Here is a 14861-nt window from a genome sequence, read left to right on the forward strand (position 1 = left end):
AACTCAGGCCAGGGCAGATTCCGGCTGCGGGGACCCGGCACCGACCGATTCCGCGGTCTGTACCGGGTCCCCGCCGCGCTTGGGAGCACCGCGCTGGACACTGCCGAGCTTCGTGAAGAGTGCGGATTCAACCGTCAGTCCGGGGCCGAACGCCATCGAACAGATCCGTTCGCTGCCGCCCTCGACCCCTTCCGCCGGCGGCAGGTCCAGGATGTGCCGGAGCACAAACAGCACTGTGGCGCTGCTCATGTTCCCGTAGTTGCGCAACGTCTCACGTGCCGGGACCAGCTGCTCATCGCTGAGGTCCAGCCTGGACTGGACCTTATCCAGGATGCTGCGGCCGCCAGGATGGATAGCCCAGTGCCGGATACCGCGGTAGGGCAAGCCCAGCAAGGCTCCTTCCCGGGCGAGCAGTGGTTCCAGGGCGCCGATGATGTGGTCATCAATAATGTGCGGGACGTAATTTCCCAAGACCATCTCGAAGCCCTCGTCGCCGATATTCCAGGCCATGGATTCCTCCCCGACCGGCGTCAGCACCGTCTCGAAATGGTCCAGCTGCAGCAGAGCGGGCTCGTCCGGGTCCTCAAGGGCAGTCACGATGGCGGCGGCGGCTCCGTCGGCGAACAACGCCGAACCCATGATGGTGTCCGGGTCGTTAGAGGTGCGCACGTGCAGCGAACAAAGTTCGGCGCAGACGACCAGGACGACGGCGTCCGGATCCGCCTCGCAGAAGGACTTGGCTGCCCGCAATGCGGGAAACGCCGCGTAGCAGCCCATAAATCCCAGGTGGTAGCGCTGCACCGCAGGATTCAAGCCGAGGGCACGGACGATTTTGTAGTCCGGTCCTGGGTTGAAGAAGCCGGTGCAAGACACCGTGACGAGGTGTGTGATGCCGGCCGGAGAGATTCCGGGGCAGGCGTCCAGGGCCTTCCGGGCCGCCTCGATAAAGAGTTTGGTGGCCTCGGCGGCGAAGATGTCGTTGCGGACCTTAGTACTGGGGCTCAACAGCAGCCCTGTGCCGGCGTCGAAAAACCGTGGATTCTCCGCTTGGAAGTCCTTTGTCAGTTCATCAACAGCGGTGTGGCGGGTGTCGATTGCGGCGGAATCGAAGCACGTGCTGACCAGCCGGGTACCGAGTCTGGTCAGTCCCGGTTGGGCGGCAAAAACATCCCGTGCTTCCGTCTGGATCAAGACAGTTGGCGGGACAGCAGTTTCCAGGGACCTCAAGTAGACCGTCATGGTTCATTCTCAGGGAGGCCTGCGCAGAAGACAATGGATGTCAGCTGACGATGCGTTGTCGAAGCTGGTTAGATTGAGCCAGGTGACCCGGCGGAGACTGCGGCCGCGGCGCCCCACGGGATGGAGTCACAATGAGCACGGCACCGACGCCGGATACCCAGTCGCCCGCGCTGCACGTTGCGGACCGCCACGATCTGATCCGGGTGGTAGGTGCACGCGAGAACAATCTCAAGGACATTAACCTGGAGATCCCGAAACGGCGGCTCACGGTGTTCACCGGGGTCTCCGGCTCCGGAAAAAGCTCGCTGGTGTTCGCGACTATCGCCGCGGAGTCGCAGCGGATGATCAACGAGACGTACAGCGCCTTTGTGCAGGGCTTTATGCCTTCACTGGCACGGCCGGACGTCGACATCCTGGAGGGCCTCACCACAGCGATCATCGTCGACCAGGAGCGGATGGGCGCCAACCCGCGCTCCACAGTGGGTACCGCCACCGACGCCAACGCGATGCTGCGCATCCTCTTCAGCCGGCTCGGACAGCCATACATCGGCTCGCCCACCGCGTTCGCGTTTAACGTCCCGACGCGCAAGGCGAGCGGAGTGATGAGTACCGAAAAGGGCGGCAGGGTCGAGCGGAACGTGGTGCGGGACGTGGTCTACCAGGGCGGCATGTGTCCGCGCTGCGAGGGCTTGGGCTCGGTCACCGATTTTGATCTCTCGGCGCTGTACGACGACAGCAAGTCCCTCAACGAAGGTGCACTGACCATCCCCGGCTACAGCATGGACGGCTGGTTCGGCCGCATTTTCGGCGGCTCCGGATTCTTCGACATGGACCGGCCGATCGGCAAGTTCACCAAGAAGCAGCTGCACGATCTGCTCTACAAAGAGCCGACCAAGATCAAGGTCGAAGGAATCAACCTGACCTACGAGGGGCTGATCCCCAAGATCCAGAAATCCATGCTGGCCAAGGACCCGGAAGCCATGCAGCCACACATCCGCGCCTTCGTCGAGCGGGCCGTCACCTTCACGACCTGCCCGGAGTGTGACGGAACCCGGCTCAGCAAAGAGGCGCGTTCCTCGAAGATCAACGGCAAGAACATTGCTGACGTCTGCGCCCTGCAGATTAGCGACCTCGCCGGCTGGGTCCGGGATCTGGACGAGCCGTCAGTGGCCCCGCTGCTCACCGGGCTGCAGCACCTTCTGGATTCATTCGCGGAGATCGGGCTCGGCTACCTCTCGCTGGACCGGCCGGCCGGAACCCTGTCCGGGGGAGAGGCGCAGCGCGCCAAGATGATCCGGCACCTCGGCTCCTCGCTCACGGATGTTACATACGTGTTCGACGAACCGACGATCGGCCTGCACCCGCATGACATCGAACGGATGAACCGGCTGCTGCTGCAGTTGCGGGACAAGGGCAACACCGTGCTTGTGGTGGAGCACAAGCCTGAAACCATCTCGATCGCGGACCACGTCGTCGACCTTGGTCCCGGCGCCGGCACGGGCGGCGGCGAGGTGGTGTTTGAAGGCAGCGTGGACGGGCTGCGGGGGAGCGACACCACAACCGGCCGCCATTTCGACGACCGGGCCACGCTGAAGGAGTCCGTGCGTACATCGCCGGCTGCGATGGAAGTCCGCGGCGCGGCGACGCACAACCTCAAGGACGTCGACGTGGACATTCCGCTCGGCGTCCTGTGTGTGCTCACCGGCGTCGCCGGTTCCGGCAAGAGCTCGATGGTCCAGGGCTCGATTGCCGGCCGGGACGGCGTCGTGGTGATCGACCAGGGAGCCATCCGCGGTTCACGCCGGAGCAACCCGGCGACTTACACCGGACTGCTCGAGCCGATCCGCAAGGCGTTCGCCAAGGCCAACGGCGTTAAGCCGGCACTCTTCAGCGCCAACTCCGAGGGCGCCTGCCCCGCCTGCAACGGTGCCGGTGTGATCTACACCGAACTGGGCGTTATGGCGACTGTCGAGTCCAGCTGCGAGGAATGCCAGGGCAAGCGGTTCCTTGCGTCTGTGCTGGATTTCACCCTGGGTGGCCGGAACATTGCCGAGGTGCTGGCCATGCCGGTGACCGAAGCGGCCGGGTTCTTCGAGTCCGCGGAGGCGGCGGTCCCGGCGGCCCATAAGATCCTCACCCGGCTTTCCGACGTCGGGCTGGGATACATCAGCCTCGGGCAGCCGCTCACCACCCTCTCAGGCGGGGAACGGCAGCGGCTCAAACTGGCCACCCAGATGGCCGAGCGGGGCAGCATCTACGTCCTTGACGAGCCGACGACCGGCCTCCACCTTGCCGACGTCGAGCAGCTGCTCGGTCTGCTGGACCGGCTTGTGGACTCCGGCAAGTCAGTCATCGTCATCGAGCATCACCAGGCCGTGATGGCGCACGCCGACTGGATTATCGACCTCGGACCCGGCGCCGGACACGACGGCGGCAGGATCGTGTTCGAGGGCACACCGGCGGACCTCGTCACGGCCCGTTCCACCCTCACGGGCCAGCACCTCGCGGCCTACGTCAGCGCCTGAAAGCACCAGGTACCTCAAGTCAGTGCGGAATGCTCTCCTGGTCGCGGTGCGCGGCCGGCTCAATTTGGAACGTGGAGTGTTCGATACTGACGTCGAAGTGTTCGGCGACGCAGCGCTGCAGCTCCGCCAAAATGGTTCCCGCGTGGCCGTCCGTCATACACCCGTCCTCGACGGTGACGTGCGCCGAGAGGACGGGTGTGCCGGAGGCCACCAGTGAGGCATGCAGATCGTGGACGTCGATGACATGGGGGAGTGCGAGGATGTGTTCGCGGACCTGGGCCATATCCAGGCCCTGCGGGGCGTTTTCCATCAGCACATTAACGGTGTCGCGAAGCAGTTTCAGGGTTCGCGGGATGATAAGCGCCCCAATCAGCAGCGACACAACGGCGTCTGCCTGGACCCAACCGGTGACGGCGATAATGATGGCCGCAACAATGACGGCAACGGAACCGAGGGCGTCGTTGAGTACTTCCAGGAACGCCGCCTTCATGTTGAAGTTGTGGTTCCGCCCGGACGCGAGGACAACCAGTCCCACGGCGTTCCCGGCCAGCCCGATGATGCCGAACCACAGCATGGTGCCGCCGCCGACTTCGGCAGGCACGATCAGCCGCCGGATACCTTCCACGATGACGAATCCTCCGACGCCGAGCAGCAGCGCCGCCTGACCGGCGGCGGCGATGATTTCGGCGCGTTTGTAGCCCCAGGTGCGTTTGAGGGTTGCCGGTTTTAACGCCAGGGAGGCCGCGATGAGGGCGATCAGCAGTCCGGTGGAGTCGGTGAACATGTGGCCCGCGTCAGCCAGAAGCGCCAGGCTTCCCGTCAGGACAGCCCCGATGATTTCAGCGACCATCACGGTGAAAGTGATGGCAAAGACCAGGATCAGCTTGGCGCGGTTCCCGGCAGCGATTGCACCGTGATCGTGATCATGCCCGCTCATACGAGTGTCCCTACGGTGCACGCTGTGTTGCTGCCGGCGTCGAACTGGACCTGCGGGCGGCGTGGTTCAGCGCAGCTGTCGAGGGATTCAACGCTCAGGATCGCAGCCCTGCACGGAGCCGCCAGGGACTTTCCGAGGCGGGCCGGGACGTCGGTGCTGAACGGAATACGCATGCTGAAAGGATACAGAAGGTCGTGGATCCGGCGGCTTTGGGTTGCGCAACGTCCCGGCGAGGCAAAGCCGCGCAACTTGCGCGAGTCACGCTGGATCCAAGGCCACTTCCAGCGTTGCAGAAAACGCCGATAATCAACATTATGTCAAGTAGTTGCAAATTGCCGGGGGAAGTGGACCGGTAATATGTGGTGTCTGCCGAATCTGCCTGCGTTCTGCCGTTCAGCGCGGTTCGGGGACTTCGCCATTGCCTACGGCCTCGATCCAGTCCACACCCTCGTCGGAGAAATAGAAGTCACCGGCCCGGTACTCACCAGACCACCATGCTTCGGAATCGACGACCCCACCGGCCCGCGTAATCTCGGCAACCATCTCGGCCGGGACGGCGCCGCCGTTGTTCTCAATCAGCCAGTCCCGCGTTGCGGGTGCCAGCTTCGGCCACCACTGCTCGATGCTCATAACCAAAGTCTGCCACTTCGGCAATCCGTTTACCCGACAGCTGGAGCGAAATCCAGCTACCCGGCAATCGCGTTCGGCCTGCACTCCGGGCCGCAGCTCCCCCACACCACCCAGGGTTCAGATATCGCCAAGGACGGCCGCTTCGAGCGCTACCGAAGGTGCGGGCCGCTCCCCCGGCAGCGGGTACCCGGCCGTCCTATCCTTCGCACTCCGTGCAGTACGAATGGCCGTTTTTCTTGCGTGCCAGCTGGGACCGGTGCCGGACCAAAAAACACGAGTAACAGGTGAACTCATCCTCGGCCTGGGGTATCACCTGCACAATGAGTTCCTCGGCCACAAACTCACCGCCGGGGGTAATGCCTTCATCCAGTGCATCGGATTCGTCCAGCTCGCGGACAACGCTGCGGGCATCCGGGGCGTTCGCGGACTGCAGCGCCTCCAACGAGCGGTCCTGTGATTCCTTAACGTCGGAACGTACTTCGTCGTAATCGGTTGCCACGGGAGTCCTTCTCTTTTCTGTCGTGCTTAACTAACGAAACTGCAACCTACACCATGGCCCTGATATTCCCTCCCTGCTTCGGGAGCCGGAAGCCGCTGTCCCCCGCTTCGGTCTTAGCGGCCGGTGGACTCCCCTGCCGTTTGCGTGCGCCAGGCCGACCTGCCATGCGGCAAGATTCGCGCCCGGTTCTGCACTCCGCCAGCCAGCGGCCTCGTTCTGCACGCGCCGGCCAGCCCGCCGGGGGCAGCCCCGCTGTGCCGCATTGAACCAGCCTGTGCTGATAACCGGCTTCAACGACCGCGCCGCTAGGCTTGGCAGCATGTCTTCCACAACGTCCCCGCTCCCCCGGACCTCCGGTACCGGCCGCCCTCTACTGCCCCGGACACGGCGCTCAGCGGTGTTGGCCGCCGGTGCCGACGCCGTTCTGATCCTGCTCTTCGCTGCCATCGGCCGGGACGCCCATCAGCGCGGGGACGTCGTCACCGGCGTGTTCGCCACCGCTTGGCCTTTCCTCGCAGGAGCGGCCCTGGCCTGGCTGGTCTTGCGACTCTGGCGCTCGCCCTTGTCCCTGGCACCCGCAGGCGTCGCCGTGTGGCTCGGCGCGGTGACGGTAGGTATGCTCCTGCGGGCGGTGACAGGGCAAACTGTAGTCCTGCCATTTATCATCGTGGCCCTGCTCAGCCTGGGCCTTTTGCTGCTCGGATACCGCCTGATAGCTGCCGGCGTCCGGCGGTTCACCACACGCCGTCGCCGGGCGTGATGGACTAGGCTGGCAGTGACACGGCCGGGGCCCCGAAGCACCCAACGGGAGCGCTGAAGTTGGCCGGCAACGACGCAACAGATCCGGAAAGGCTCACACGTGGTCACCGCTTTCGTCCTGATTAAGACAGATGCTTCCCGCATCCCGGAAACCGCGGAAGAAATCTCCGCTATCCAGGGGATCAGCGAGGTCTACTCCGTGACCGGCGAATGGGATCTCATTGCGATCGCCCGGGTTCCGAAGCATGAAGACCTCGCGGACGTAATTGCGGACAGGCTCTCCAAGGTCTCCGGAGTGGTGCACACGACCACCCAGATCGCCTTCCGAGCCTATTCACAGCATGACCTGGACGCAGCCTTCGCACTCGGCTTCGACGAGTAGGTTCCCGCAGGCTTGCCCGCTTACGGGCCGGCCTGCGGGCTAGTTACGCCTGCGGGTCAGTTACGGGAAAGTGCGACCCAGCGGTCAAGCACGGCAGTAGCAGCACCAGACTGGACAGACTCTTCCGCGCGCTTGAGGGCCGCGGCCATCCGTTCGTTGAACGGGCCGGCCGCGTCGAGATCAAACGCCACGAGTCCGGCGGCAGCGTTCAGCAGTGCAGCGTCCCGTGCCGGTCCCTGCGCACCGGAGAGAACGGACCGGACGACGGCGGCGTTGGCCGCGGCGTCCCCGCCGCGCAGCTCCTCAAGAGTTGCCTGGCGGATGCCCAGCCCGCGCGGGTCGAACATCTCCTCGGTCACCTCGCCGTTCCTGATTTCCCACACCCGCGACGGGCCGGTAGTGGTCAGCTCGTCCAGTCCGTCATTCCCGCGGAACACCAGGCCCCGGCTCCCGCGCTTGGCCAGCACCCCCGCCACCAGCGGAGCCATCCGCACGTTGGCGACGCCGACCGCTGAGGCCTGCACGTTAGCGGGGTTGGTCATCGGACCCAGGAAGTTGAACGCCGTGGGGACCCCGAGCTCACGGCGGGCAACGGCCGCGTGGCGCATGGACGGATGGAACACCTGGGCGAAGCAAAAGGTGATGCCTGCCTCCTCAGCGTTAAGGGCCACCCTCGGGATCGGCAGGTCCAGCCGCACACCCAGGGCTTCAAGCACGTCCGCGGACCCGGAGGTCGAAGAGGCAGCACGGTTACCGTGCTTGACCACCTTGGCACCGGCGCCGGCGGCAATGAGTGCCGCCATGGTGGAGATGTTGACGGTGTTCTGCTGGTCACCGCCGGTTCCGACGATGTCCAGCTTCTGCCCGGAGATGTCCATGGGACTCGCGTTCGCGATCATGGCCGCCACCAGGCCCACGAGTTCATCCACTGTCTCGCCCTTGGCACGCAGGGCCACGAGGAAGCCTGCAACCTGGACGGGCGTCGCTTCCCCGGACATGATCGAGTTCATCGCCCACTCGGTGCTGCCGGCCGAGAGATCGGTACCGTCGATGAGTGCCTTGATGAGCCGCGGCCACGAGTTGACTGCCGCCTGTGCAGATGCCTGAGAAGTCACGTTCCGATGCTATCGAGGTGCGCACCGCAATGACCAATGTGAACCGCTCCGGGAACTTTTCCGCTCGAATTCGCGTCTTTGTAGAAAAAGTCCTCCCAAAACGCGGTTTGCGTTGGGCAGCAGGGACTTTTATAGACATAATGTCTATGTGACATCTGCGACCCATGCCCCCAGTACCCCGGCGCACCCGACGCTGAATCGCCCGAACATGGTTTCTGTTGGAACCGTAGTCTGGCTGTCCAGTGAGTTGATGTTCTTCGCCGGTCTCTTCGCCATGTACTTCACACTCCGTTCGACTTCCGGACAAATGTGGGCCGAAGAGACAGCCAAGCTCAACTTTCCCTTTGCGCTCGTCAACACGATCGTCCTCGTGGCCAGTTCCTTTACTTGCCAGATGGGCGTCTTCGCCGCTGAGCGGCTTCAGCCGCGCCGAAGCGGCGGCCCCCTCAGCTTCACCCGCTGGGGAATGAACGAATGGTTCACCGTGACTTTCATCATGGGTTCCTTCTTCGTGGCCGGCCAGGCAACCGAGTACGCCATGCTCGTTTCCGAGCATGTTTCCCTCTCCTCCAACGCTTATGGCTCGGCGTTCTACATCACCACCGGGTTCCACGGCCTGCACGTTATCGGCGGCCTGGTTGCCTTCCTCCTCATAATGGGACGGTCCTTCGCGGCGAAGAAGTTCGGCCACTTCGAAGCGACCTCAGCGATCGTCACCTCGTATTACTGGCACTTCGTTGACGTCGTCTGGATCGGGCTCTTCCTGGTCATCTATGTCCTCAAGTAGCACCACTTGCCACTCTTTCTACAAGAGGTAGAATTTCAAGAAGCGGCTCCCGGAGCCAACGCACGATCGAATAAAGGAACCACCACGTGAAGGCACTCTCGCAGAAGCGACGTCACCCGCTGGCAGCAATTGCACTGCTGCTGATGGGCCTCCTGGTCACTGGTGGGCTGTACGCCGTTGCCACGACCGTCAACCAGGCCAAGGCCACCACCAGCTTCAGCGCCAACGACGCAGAGGAGGGCGGCAAGCTCTTCGCCGCCAACTGCGCCACCTGCCACGGCATGGGTGCCAGCGGGTCCCAGTCCGGACCGTCCCTGGTAGGCGTCGGCGCCGCAGCCGTCGACTTCCAGGTCGGTACGGGCCGTATGCCCATGCAGATGAACGGCCCGCAGGCGTACAAGAAGCCGGCCCAGTTCAACGAAGAGCAGACCCACCAGCTTTCCGCATACGTTGCCTCGCTCGGCCCCGGCCCGTCCATTCCCGAGGCAGGTGTCCTCGATGAAAAGGGAGACGCCGCCAAGGGTGGCGAGCTGTTCCGCACAAACTGCGCCATGTGCCACAACGCCGCAGCTGCCGGAGGGGCCCTGACCCGCGGCAAGTTCGCCCCGGCCCTGGCCGACGTCACCGGCAAGCACATCTACGAAGCAATGGTCACCGGCCCGCAGAACATGCCGGTCTTCAGCGATGCCAACGTTTCCCCCGAAGGTAAGCGAGACATCATCACTTTCCTGAAGCAGATCGAAGCCAACGGGTCTCCCGGCGGTGCTGATCTGGGCGCCTTGGGCCCGGTGTCGGAAGGTCTGTTTGTCTGGATCGCCGGCCTCGGCGTTATCATCGCCTTCACCATCTGGCTGACGTCCCGGACGTCCTAGCCACCTGTTGCACCTGTAAGAGTTTTGCTGCTGACCCGTCGGCAGTTTGAATTGAAAGCTAACTCGGCAATCGCCGAGACGAGAGAGGGATGAGGCGAATTATGGGCAACCATAGTGACGGCAGTCCGAACCACTCGGGCACCGTAGCTACGGCTGGTCAAAATGAGGTGGAGAAGTTCCAGGACCCTGGACTTCCTCCGCACCGTTTGCGCCTGGCCGACACGGACCCGAAGGCCGCAAAGCGAGCAGAACGGCAGGTAGCCCTTCTTTTCGGTATCTCAGTCGTTGGCACCCTGATATTTTTGGTGGCTTACTTCGCCATCGATCTGGGAGATGACACCGCGATCGCGACGATCCGGTTGCAGAACGCGCTACTCGGCATCGGCACGGCCTTTGCGATGCTCGGCATCGGTACCGGCATTGTGCACTGGGCCAAGGCCCTTATGCCGGACCATGAAGTGTCGGAAGAGCGCCACGCGATCCGCACCGAAGAAGACCGCCAGGCCGCCGTCCGCATCGTCGACGACATCGTTGAGGAAACTGGCATCAAGCGCCGCCCCCTGATCCGCAACACCCTGTTGGGCGCCGTCGCGCTGGCGCCGCTGCCTGCCCTTGCCGTCTTCGGCGACCTGGGTCCCCGTCCTGATAAGGCTCTGGCTCACACCATGTGGGCGCCCGAGGAGGGTAAGCTCAAGCGGCTTACCCGCGACCCCGACGGCACGCCCATCAAGGCCTCGGATGTCACCATCGGCTCGGCCTTCCACGTCATCCCTGAAGGGCTGAACGAGCTGAGCGAAGGCAAGCTGAACGAGAAGGCAAAGTCCGTCGTTCTGCTGATGCGTCTCAATCCTGAGTCGCTGAACCCGTCCGCCGGGCGTGAGGACTGGGGCTACAACGGCATCGTCGCGTACTCCAAGATCTGCACTCACGTTGGCTGCCCCGTTGCCCTGTACGAGCAGCAGACGCACCACCTGCTGTGCCCGTGCCACCAGTCAACCTTCGACCTCACCCGGGAATGCAAGGTTATCTTTGGCCCGGCCAGCCGTCCTCTCCCCCAGCTGCCCATTGCAGTCGACGCCGAGGGCTACCTGGTCGCCACCAGCGACTTCCATGAACCTGTTGGACCTAGCTATTGGGAGCGTGATGAGCATGAGCGCAGCAACAACGCCTGAGGCACCGGTCTTCGTCGCCACAACTAAAGGCGGCCGCATTACCGATTTCGTCGACCAGCGTGTTGGCGGCTCCGGTATGCTTCGAGAATTCGGCCGGAAGGTCTTCCCGGACCACTGGTCGTTTATGTTCGGCGAAGTGGCTCTTTATTCATTCGTCATCCTGCTTCTCTCGGGAACGTTCCTGACGTTCTTCTTCGATCCCTCCATGGCAGAGACCCACTATTCGGGTTCCTACACGCCGCTGAAGAACGTCGAAATGTCCGTCGCGTACAGCTCGTCGCTGGACATCTCCTTCGACGTTCGTGGCGGCCTGTTTATGCGCCAGGTCCACCACTGGTCCGCGCTGCTGTTTGTTGCTTCCGTCTCGGTGCATATGCTCCGTGTGTTCTTTACCGGCGCCTTCCGCAAACCGCGTGAAATGAACTGGGTGGTGGGCAGCGTGCTGCTCATCCTCGCAATGGCTGCCGGCTTCACGGGCTACTCCCTCCCCGATGATCTGCTGTCCGGAAACGGCCTGCGAATCATCGACGGCGTTATCAAGTCAATCCCGGTGATCGGCACGTACATCTCCTTCTTCCTCTTCGGCGGGGAATTTCCGGGCACGGCCATAATCGGCCGCTTGTACATGCTGCACATCCTGCTCGTTCCGGCGCTCATCCTCCTGATGATCGTGCTCCACCTGTTTATGGTTGTGGTGCACAAGCACACCCAGTACCCCGGCCCGGGACGCAACGACGGCAACGTCGTGGGCTACCCGCTTGGCCCGGTCTACGCTGCGAAGGCCGGCGGCTTCTTCTTCATCGTCTTTGGTGTCGTTGCGCTGATGGCTGGCTTCTTCACCATCAACCCGATCTGGAACTACGGCCCGTACGACCCCTCCCCCGTGTCCGCCGGCACCCAGCCCGACTGGTACATCGGTTTTGTTGACGGCGCCCTGCGCCTGATGCCGGGCACCTTCGGCGACTGGCATGTCGAGCAGATCTGGTTCGGTCACGTGTTTACGTTCAACGTCCTGCTGCCGGCGCTGGTCCCGGCCGGCATCTTGTTCACCCTTATGTTCACGTACCCTTGGATTGAACGCTGGATCACCAAGGACAACCGCGAGCACCACGTCCTGGACCGTCCCCGCAATGCGCCGACCCGGACGGCCATCGGCATGGCCGGGTTCGTCTGGTACTGCGTGATGTGGGCGGCCGCCGGTTCGGACCTCATTGCAACGCACTTCCACGTGTCGCTCAACGATGTCACCTACTGGCTGCGCGCGCTGTTCTTCATCGGCCCGATCCTCGCCTTTATAGTCACCAAGCGCGTTGCTCTGGCCCTGCAGCGCAAGGACCGCGAGATAGCCTTGCACGGCCGCGAAACCGGCCGCATCGTGCGGCTCCCGCACGGTGAATTCATCGAGGTCCACGCCCCGCTGGATGAGTACAAGCGCTACAAGCTCGTAGGCTTCGAGTCACCGTCTCCGTTGCCCGCGGAGCCGAACGCACACGGAGTCGTCGACAGAACGGAAAAGCGCCGTGCCAAGCTGTCGCAGCTGTTCTTTGAGGACCGCGTCGCGCCGGCAACTCCCGCTGAACTGGCAGCTGCCCACGGGGCCCACGGCGGGCACGAAGCAATTGAAACAGCGGATAATCAAAAGACACTCAGCCACTAACCTGCTGCAGTGATCCGCAGAAAGGCCCGGTCCTCCAGGACCGGGCCTTTTTTGTGTATTGCCTTAGCCCGTCATCCACTTGACCGGCGCCTCGTTGTGGTTCCCGAGTTGTTTTGTTCCCAAGTGTCCGGGCCACCGTCCGGACGGCGACCATCGGCCCGCAGGACATGCTCACTGGTCACAGCAAGGACAGCGCACAAGGCCAATATGTCCACTGCCGGATCCCGCCACAGGACATGCCCACTGGCCACACCTAGGACAGCCCACAAGGCCCCACACGAGGGGCGGTGAAGGATCAGCGCGCCCAAGGGCTGCTAGGGGCGGTATCCCGAGGCGTAGTTGCGTGTCGGGCGGACACCGGGCCGCTGCAGCGGCACCCACAGCTTGTACCGGTCGGCCCGGTAGTACGACACCGAGTAATCAACCATGGCCCGAGCCACAAAGGCATGACGCTGGATTTTCAGCAGCGGAGACCCAACCTCCACGTTGAGCAAACGAGACGTTGACGGCGACGCAGCCGTGGCCTCGATCATGTCTTCTCCCCACTCCATCACCAGTCCGTACCGTTCGCTGAGGACGTTGTAGAGCGAGGTGGGCGGTTCGCCGTCGAGCAGGCCCGGTACCCGGTGGGCCGGAATGAAATTCTCGTCCACGCTCATGGGCTCGCTATCGGCAAGCAGCAGCCGCCGGAAGCGCACCAAGGGTGTCCCCTCCTCGAGCTGCAATTCACGGGCCAGGAATGCGCTCGCACCGATCTGCTCAAAGCTAAGCACCTTAGCCGCGGGAACCATGCCGCGGCGCTGCATTTCTTCGCTGTAGGAAGTGAGCTTGACCTGAAGGTCCAGTTTCGGCTTTCGGACAAAAGTGCCCAGCCCCACAACACGTTCGATGACTTCCTCGCCGACGAGGGCATCAATGGCTTGGCGTACCGTCATCCGGGCCAGACCAAAACGCAATGCGAGATCCCGCTCCGAGGGAAGCGCCGAGCCCGGCGGGCAAACACTTACGATGTGCGCCCTGATGATCTCCCTCAGCTGGACGTAAATGGGCGTTCCGTTGTGACGGTCGATTTCACCGTCCATGCGCGAAGCATCAGTGGGCGCCACTTCACTGCCTTCCCGAATGAGCCATACCTCAAGATTAGGCCATGCCTGACCCCGGTCTAGACCACCAAGAAGTATAGGTTCGCCCGCGGGGCCGCCCGCCGATAGGCTTGAATGCGCTGGTCCCCCGCCGGCCGAAATTCCCGTTGCGAGATAAAGGAAGACCATTGCCTGTTCGGACCGCAATCGTCAGGGCCCGTGTTGGACTGCATGCCAGACCGGCCGCCCGGTTCGTGCGTGCAGTCCTCACCACCGGGCTTCCCGTCACCATCAGCAGGGACGGCAGGCCCGCCGTCGACGCCCGCTCACTGCTGGAAGTGATGACCGAGGACTTCCGCTTCGGGTGCACAGTAGAGCTCTCCATCGCCGATGAATCCCTCCCGCATCAACGCAGCCCTGCCGCCGTAGAGAAGGCCCTGGAGAATCTCAGGGACCTGGTGGAGTCATCCCTGGCCGGCTAGGTGCCCCGACCGGAGACTCGGCCGCCGCCCCGTCCAACAGGAAGCGTTAACGGCAGCGGGCCCCACCTCGATGGTGGGGCCCGCTGCCGTTGAATCCATGTTCGCGTCCGTGCGGACCTTAGTGCGCGTGATCTCCGCGGCTGTACTCGTAGACCCAGCCTACGAGGGCTACGACGGCGAGGCCGGCACCGATGTAGACGATCCAGAAACCCACCGCCATCCCAAGGAAGCCGGTGGCGCACGCCGTACCGAGAACCAGGGGCCACCAGCTCCAGGGGCTGAAGTGACCCTGTTCACCGGCGCCCTCATGGATTTCGGCGTCGCTGCGGTCCTCGGGACGCATCCCGACCCGCTTGCCCGTGAACGAAAGGTAGGCACCGATCATGCCTGCCAGGCCGGCGACCAGCATAATTCCGAGGAACCCAACGTACTCAGTCCAGCCGGTCAGAAACCCGTAGACCACTGACACCGGGACGAAAAAGAAGACTCCGAGGCCAAAAACCCTTGATTCAATCTTCACTTGGCGTTGTCCTTCTGGTCGGCGTTACCCAGCACGGCTGCGGCCGGGGAATCGGAGGTATCGACCGTGTAGGACTGGGAGAGCTCCGGGTGGTGGAGGTCCAGGGCGGGTCGCTCGGAGCGGATCCGCGGCAACGAGGTGAAGTTGTGCCGCGGCGGCGGGCAGGAGGTGGCCCACTCCAGAGAGGCGCCAAAGCCCCACGG

The 14861-nt window shown here is 63.4% G+C and carries 16 protein-coding genes and 1 pseudogene; 8 read left to right on the top strand and 9 right to left on the bottom strand.

The annotated features are described in order from the left end of the window. Positions 1 to 3: 3 nt before the first annotated feature. Complete coding sequence (locus tag ABIB49_RS10785) at positions 4 to 1239, bottom strand: type III polyketide synthase (RefSeq protein ID WP_226772958.1); 1236 nt, start codon at positions 1237 to 1239, stop codon at positions 4 to 6. 131 nt (positions 1240 to 1370) lie between these two features. Between ABIB49_RS10785 and ABIB49_RS10790 the strand changes: the two genes are divergently transcribed. Continuing rightward, positions 1371 to 3764, top strand: a complete 2394-nt coding sequence (locus tag ABIB49_RS10790; protein WP_354157055.1) for an ATP-binding cassette domain-containing protein — start codon at positions 1371 to 1373, stop codon at positions 3762 to 3764. 19 nt (positions 3765 to 3783) lie between these two features. Here ABIB49_RS10790 and ABIB49_RS10795 read toward each other — a convergent pair whose 3' ends face one another. The 4 genes from ABIB49_RS10795 to ABIB49_RS10810 form a co-directional block, all read right to left on the bottom strand. After that, positions 3784 to 4701, bottom strand: a complete 918-nt coding sequence (locus tag ABIB49_RS10795) for a cation diffusion facilitator family transporter (RefSeq protein ID WP_226772961.1) — start codon at positions 4699 to 4701, stop codon at positions 3784 to 3786. Beyond that, positions 4698 to 4874, bottom strand: coding sequence for a hypothetical protein (locus tag ABIB49_RS10800; RefSeq protein ID WP_226772963.1), 177 nt, complete (start codon positions 4872 to 4874; stop codon positions 4698 to 4700). The genes ABIB49_RS10795 and ABIB49_RS10800 overlap by 4 nt, the downstream gene beginning before the upstream one ends. A 220-nt stretch (positions 4875 to 5094) precedes the next feature. Next, complete coding sequence (locus ABIB49_RS10805; RefSeq protein ID WP_354157056.1) at positions 5095 to 5331, bottom strand: hypothetical protein; 237 nt, start codon at positions 5329 to 5331, stop codon at positions 5095 to 5097. 196 nt (positions 5332 to 5527) lie between these two features. Next, a complete protein-coding gene (locus ABIB49_RS10810) occupies positions 5528 to 5830 on the bottom strand; it encodes a DUF4193 domain-containing protein (protein ID WP_226772966.1) in 303 nt (100 codons plus the stop codon). Between the two features lie 319 nt (positions 5831 to 6149). Between ABIB49_RS10810 and ABIB49_RS10815 the strand changes: the two genes are divergently transcribed. Next, the gene (locus ABIB49_RS10815; protein ID WP_226772967.1) at positions 6150 to 6590 is read left to right on the top strand and encodes a DUF3054 domain-containing protein; all 441 of its coding nucleotides are present in this window, start codon (positions 6150 to 6152) and stop codon (positions 6588 to 6590) included. A 99-nt stretch (positions 6591 to 6689) separates the two neighbouring features. Further along, positions 6690 to 6971 (top strand): Lrp/AsnC family transcriptional regulator, encoded by a 282-nt coding sequence (locus ABIB49_RS10820; protein WP_226772968.1) that lies wholly within the window; start codon positions 6690 to 6692, stop codon positions 6969 to 6971. Positions 6972 to 7027: 56 nt separating this feature from the next. On the opposite strand, the gene trpD is transcribed toward ABIB49_RS10820, so the two are convergent. Further along, a complete protein-coding gene (gene trpD / locus ABIB49_RS10825) occupies positions 7028 to 8086 on the bottom strand; it encodes an anthranilate phosphoribosyltransferase (RefSeq protein WP_354157057.1) in 1059 nt (352 codons plus the stop codon). Between the two features lie 148 nt (positions 8087 to 8234). Between trpD and ctaE the strand changes: the two genes are divergently transcribed. The 4 genes from ctaE (at position 8235) to qcrB (ending at position 12574) form a co-directional block, all read left to right on the top strand. After that, positions 8235 to 8873, top strand: a complete 639-nt coding sequence (gene ctaE / locus ABIB49_RS10830) for an aa3-type cytochrome oxidase subunit III (RefSeq protein ID WP_446698744.1) — start codon at positions 8235 to 8237, stop codon at positions 8871 to 8873. A gap of 86 nt (positions 8874 to 8959) precedes the next feature. Continuing rightward, on the top strand, positions 8960 to 9745 hold the full coding sequence (qcrC, locus tag ABIB49_RS10835; protein ID WP_226772971.1) for a cytochrome bc1 complex diheme cytochrome c subunit: 786 nt from the start codon (positions 8960 to 8962) through the stop codon (positions 9743 to 9745). Between the two features lie 101 nt (positions 9746 to 9846). After that, positions 9847 to 10917 (top strand): cytochrome bc1 complex Rieske iron-sulfur subunit, encoded by a 1071-nt coding sequence (gene qcrA, locus ABIB49_RS10840; protein WP_226772972.1) that lies wholly within the window; start codon positions 9847 to 9849, stop codon positions 10915 to 10917. After that, positions 10895 to 12574: a cytochrome bc1 complex cytochrome b subunit gene (qcrB, locus tag ABIB49_RS10845; RefSeq protein ID WP_282359905.1), complete on the top strand. Its 1680-nt coding sequence runs from the start codon at positions 10895 to 10897 to the stop codon at positions 12572 to 12574. The genes qcrA and qcrB overlap by 23 nt, the downstream gene beginning before the upstream one ends. A gap of 314 nt (positions 12575 to 12888) precedes the next feature. Here qcrB and ABIB49_RS10850 read toward each other — a convergent pair whose 3' ends face one another. Further along, positions 12889 to 13656 carry a GntR family transcriptional regulator gene (locus ABIB49_RS10850; RefSeq protein WP_354157058.1) on the bottom strand — a complete coding sequence of 256 codons (768 nt, stop codon included), beginning with the start codon at positions 13654 to 13656 and terminating at the stop codon, positions 12889 to 12891. Positions 13657 to 13844: 188 nt separating this feature from the next. Here ABIB49_RS10850 and ABIB49_RS10855 point away from each other — a divergent pair, with 188 nt between their 5' ends. Further along, positions 13845 to 14138, top strand: coding sequence for an HPr family phosphocarrier protein (locus ABIB49_RS10855; RefSeq protein WP_354157059.1), 294 nt, complete (start codon positions 13845 to 13847; stop codon positions 14136 to 14138). Between the two features lie 118 nt (positions 14139 to 14256). On the opposite strand, the gene ABIB49_RS10860 is transcribed toward ABIB49_RS10855, so the two are convergent. Together ABIB49_RS10860 and ABIB49_RS10865 are read right to left on the bottom strand one after the other, a co-directional pair. Continuing rightward, positions 14257 to 14658, bottom strand: a complete 402-nt coding sequence (locus tag ABIB49_RS10860) for a cytochrome c oxidase subunit 4 (protein WP_226772978.1) — start codon at positions 14656 to 14658, stop codon at positions 14257 to 14259. Next, positions 14655 to 14861, bottom strand: a pseudogene (locus ABIB49_RS10865) (aa3-type cytochrome oxidase subunit I); the annotation flags it as partial. The gene ABIB49_RS10860 and the pseudogene ABIB49_RS10865, both read right to left, overlap by 4 nt.

The organism is Arthrobacter sp. UYCu512, from assembly GCF_040547075.1.
Lineage (GTDB): Bacteria > Actinomycetota > Actinomycetes > Actinomycetales > Micrococcaceae > Arthrobacter.

Coding starts and splice junctions, on each gene's coding strand:
- ABIB49_RS10815 (WP_226772967.1), top strand. CDS start 6,150: ATGTCTTCCACAACGTCCCCGCTCCCCCGGACCTCCGGTACCGGCCGC.
- ABIB49_RS10785 (WP_226772958.1), bottom strand. CDS start 1,239: ATGACGGTCTACTTGAGGTCCCTGGAAACTGCTGTCCCGCCAACTGTC.
- ABIB49_RS10805 (WP_354157056.1), bottom strand. CDS start 5,331: ATGAGCATCGAGCAGTGGTGGCCGAAGCTGGCACCCGCAACGCGGGAC.
- qcrA (WP_226772972.1), top strand. CDS start 9,847: ATGGGCAACCATAGTGACGGCAGTCCGAACCACTCGGGCACCGTAGCT.
- ABIB49_RS10795 (WP_226772961.1), bottom strand. CDS start 4,701: ATGAGCGGGCATGATCACGATCACGGTGCAATCGCTGCCGGGAACCGC.
- qcrB (WP_282359905.1), top strand. CDS start 10,895: ATGAGCGCAGCAACAACGCCTGAGGCACCGGTCTTCGTCGCCACAACT.
- ABIB49_RS10800 (WP_226772963.1), bottom strand. CDS start 4,874: ATGCGTATTCCGTTCAGCACCGACGTCCCGGCCCGCCTCGGAAAGTCC.
- ABIB49_RS10790 (WP_354157055.1), top strand. CDS start 1,371: ATGAGCACGGCACCGACGCCGGATACCCAGTCGCCCGCGCTGCACGTT.
- ABIB49_RS10850 (WP_354157058.1), bottom strand. CDS start 13,656: ATGGACGGTGAAATCGACCGTCACAACGGAACGCCCATTTACGTCCAG.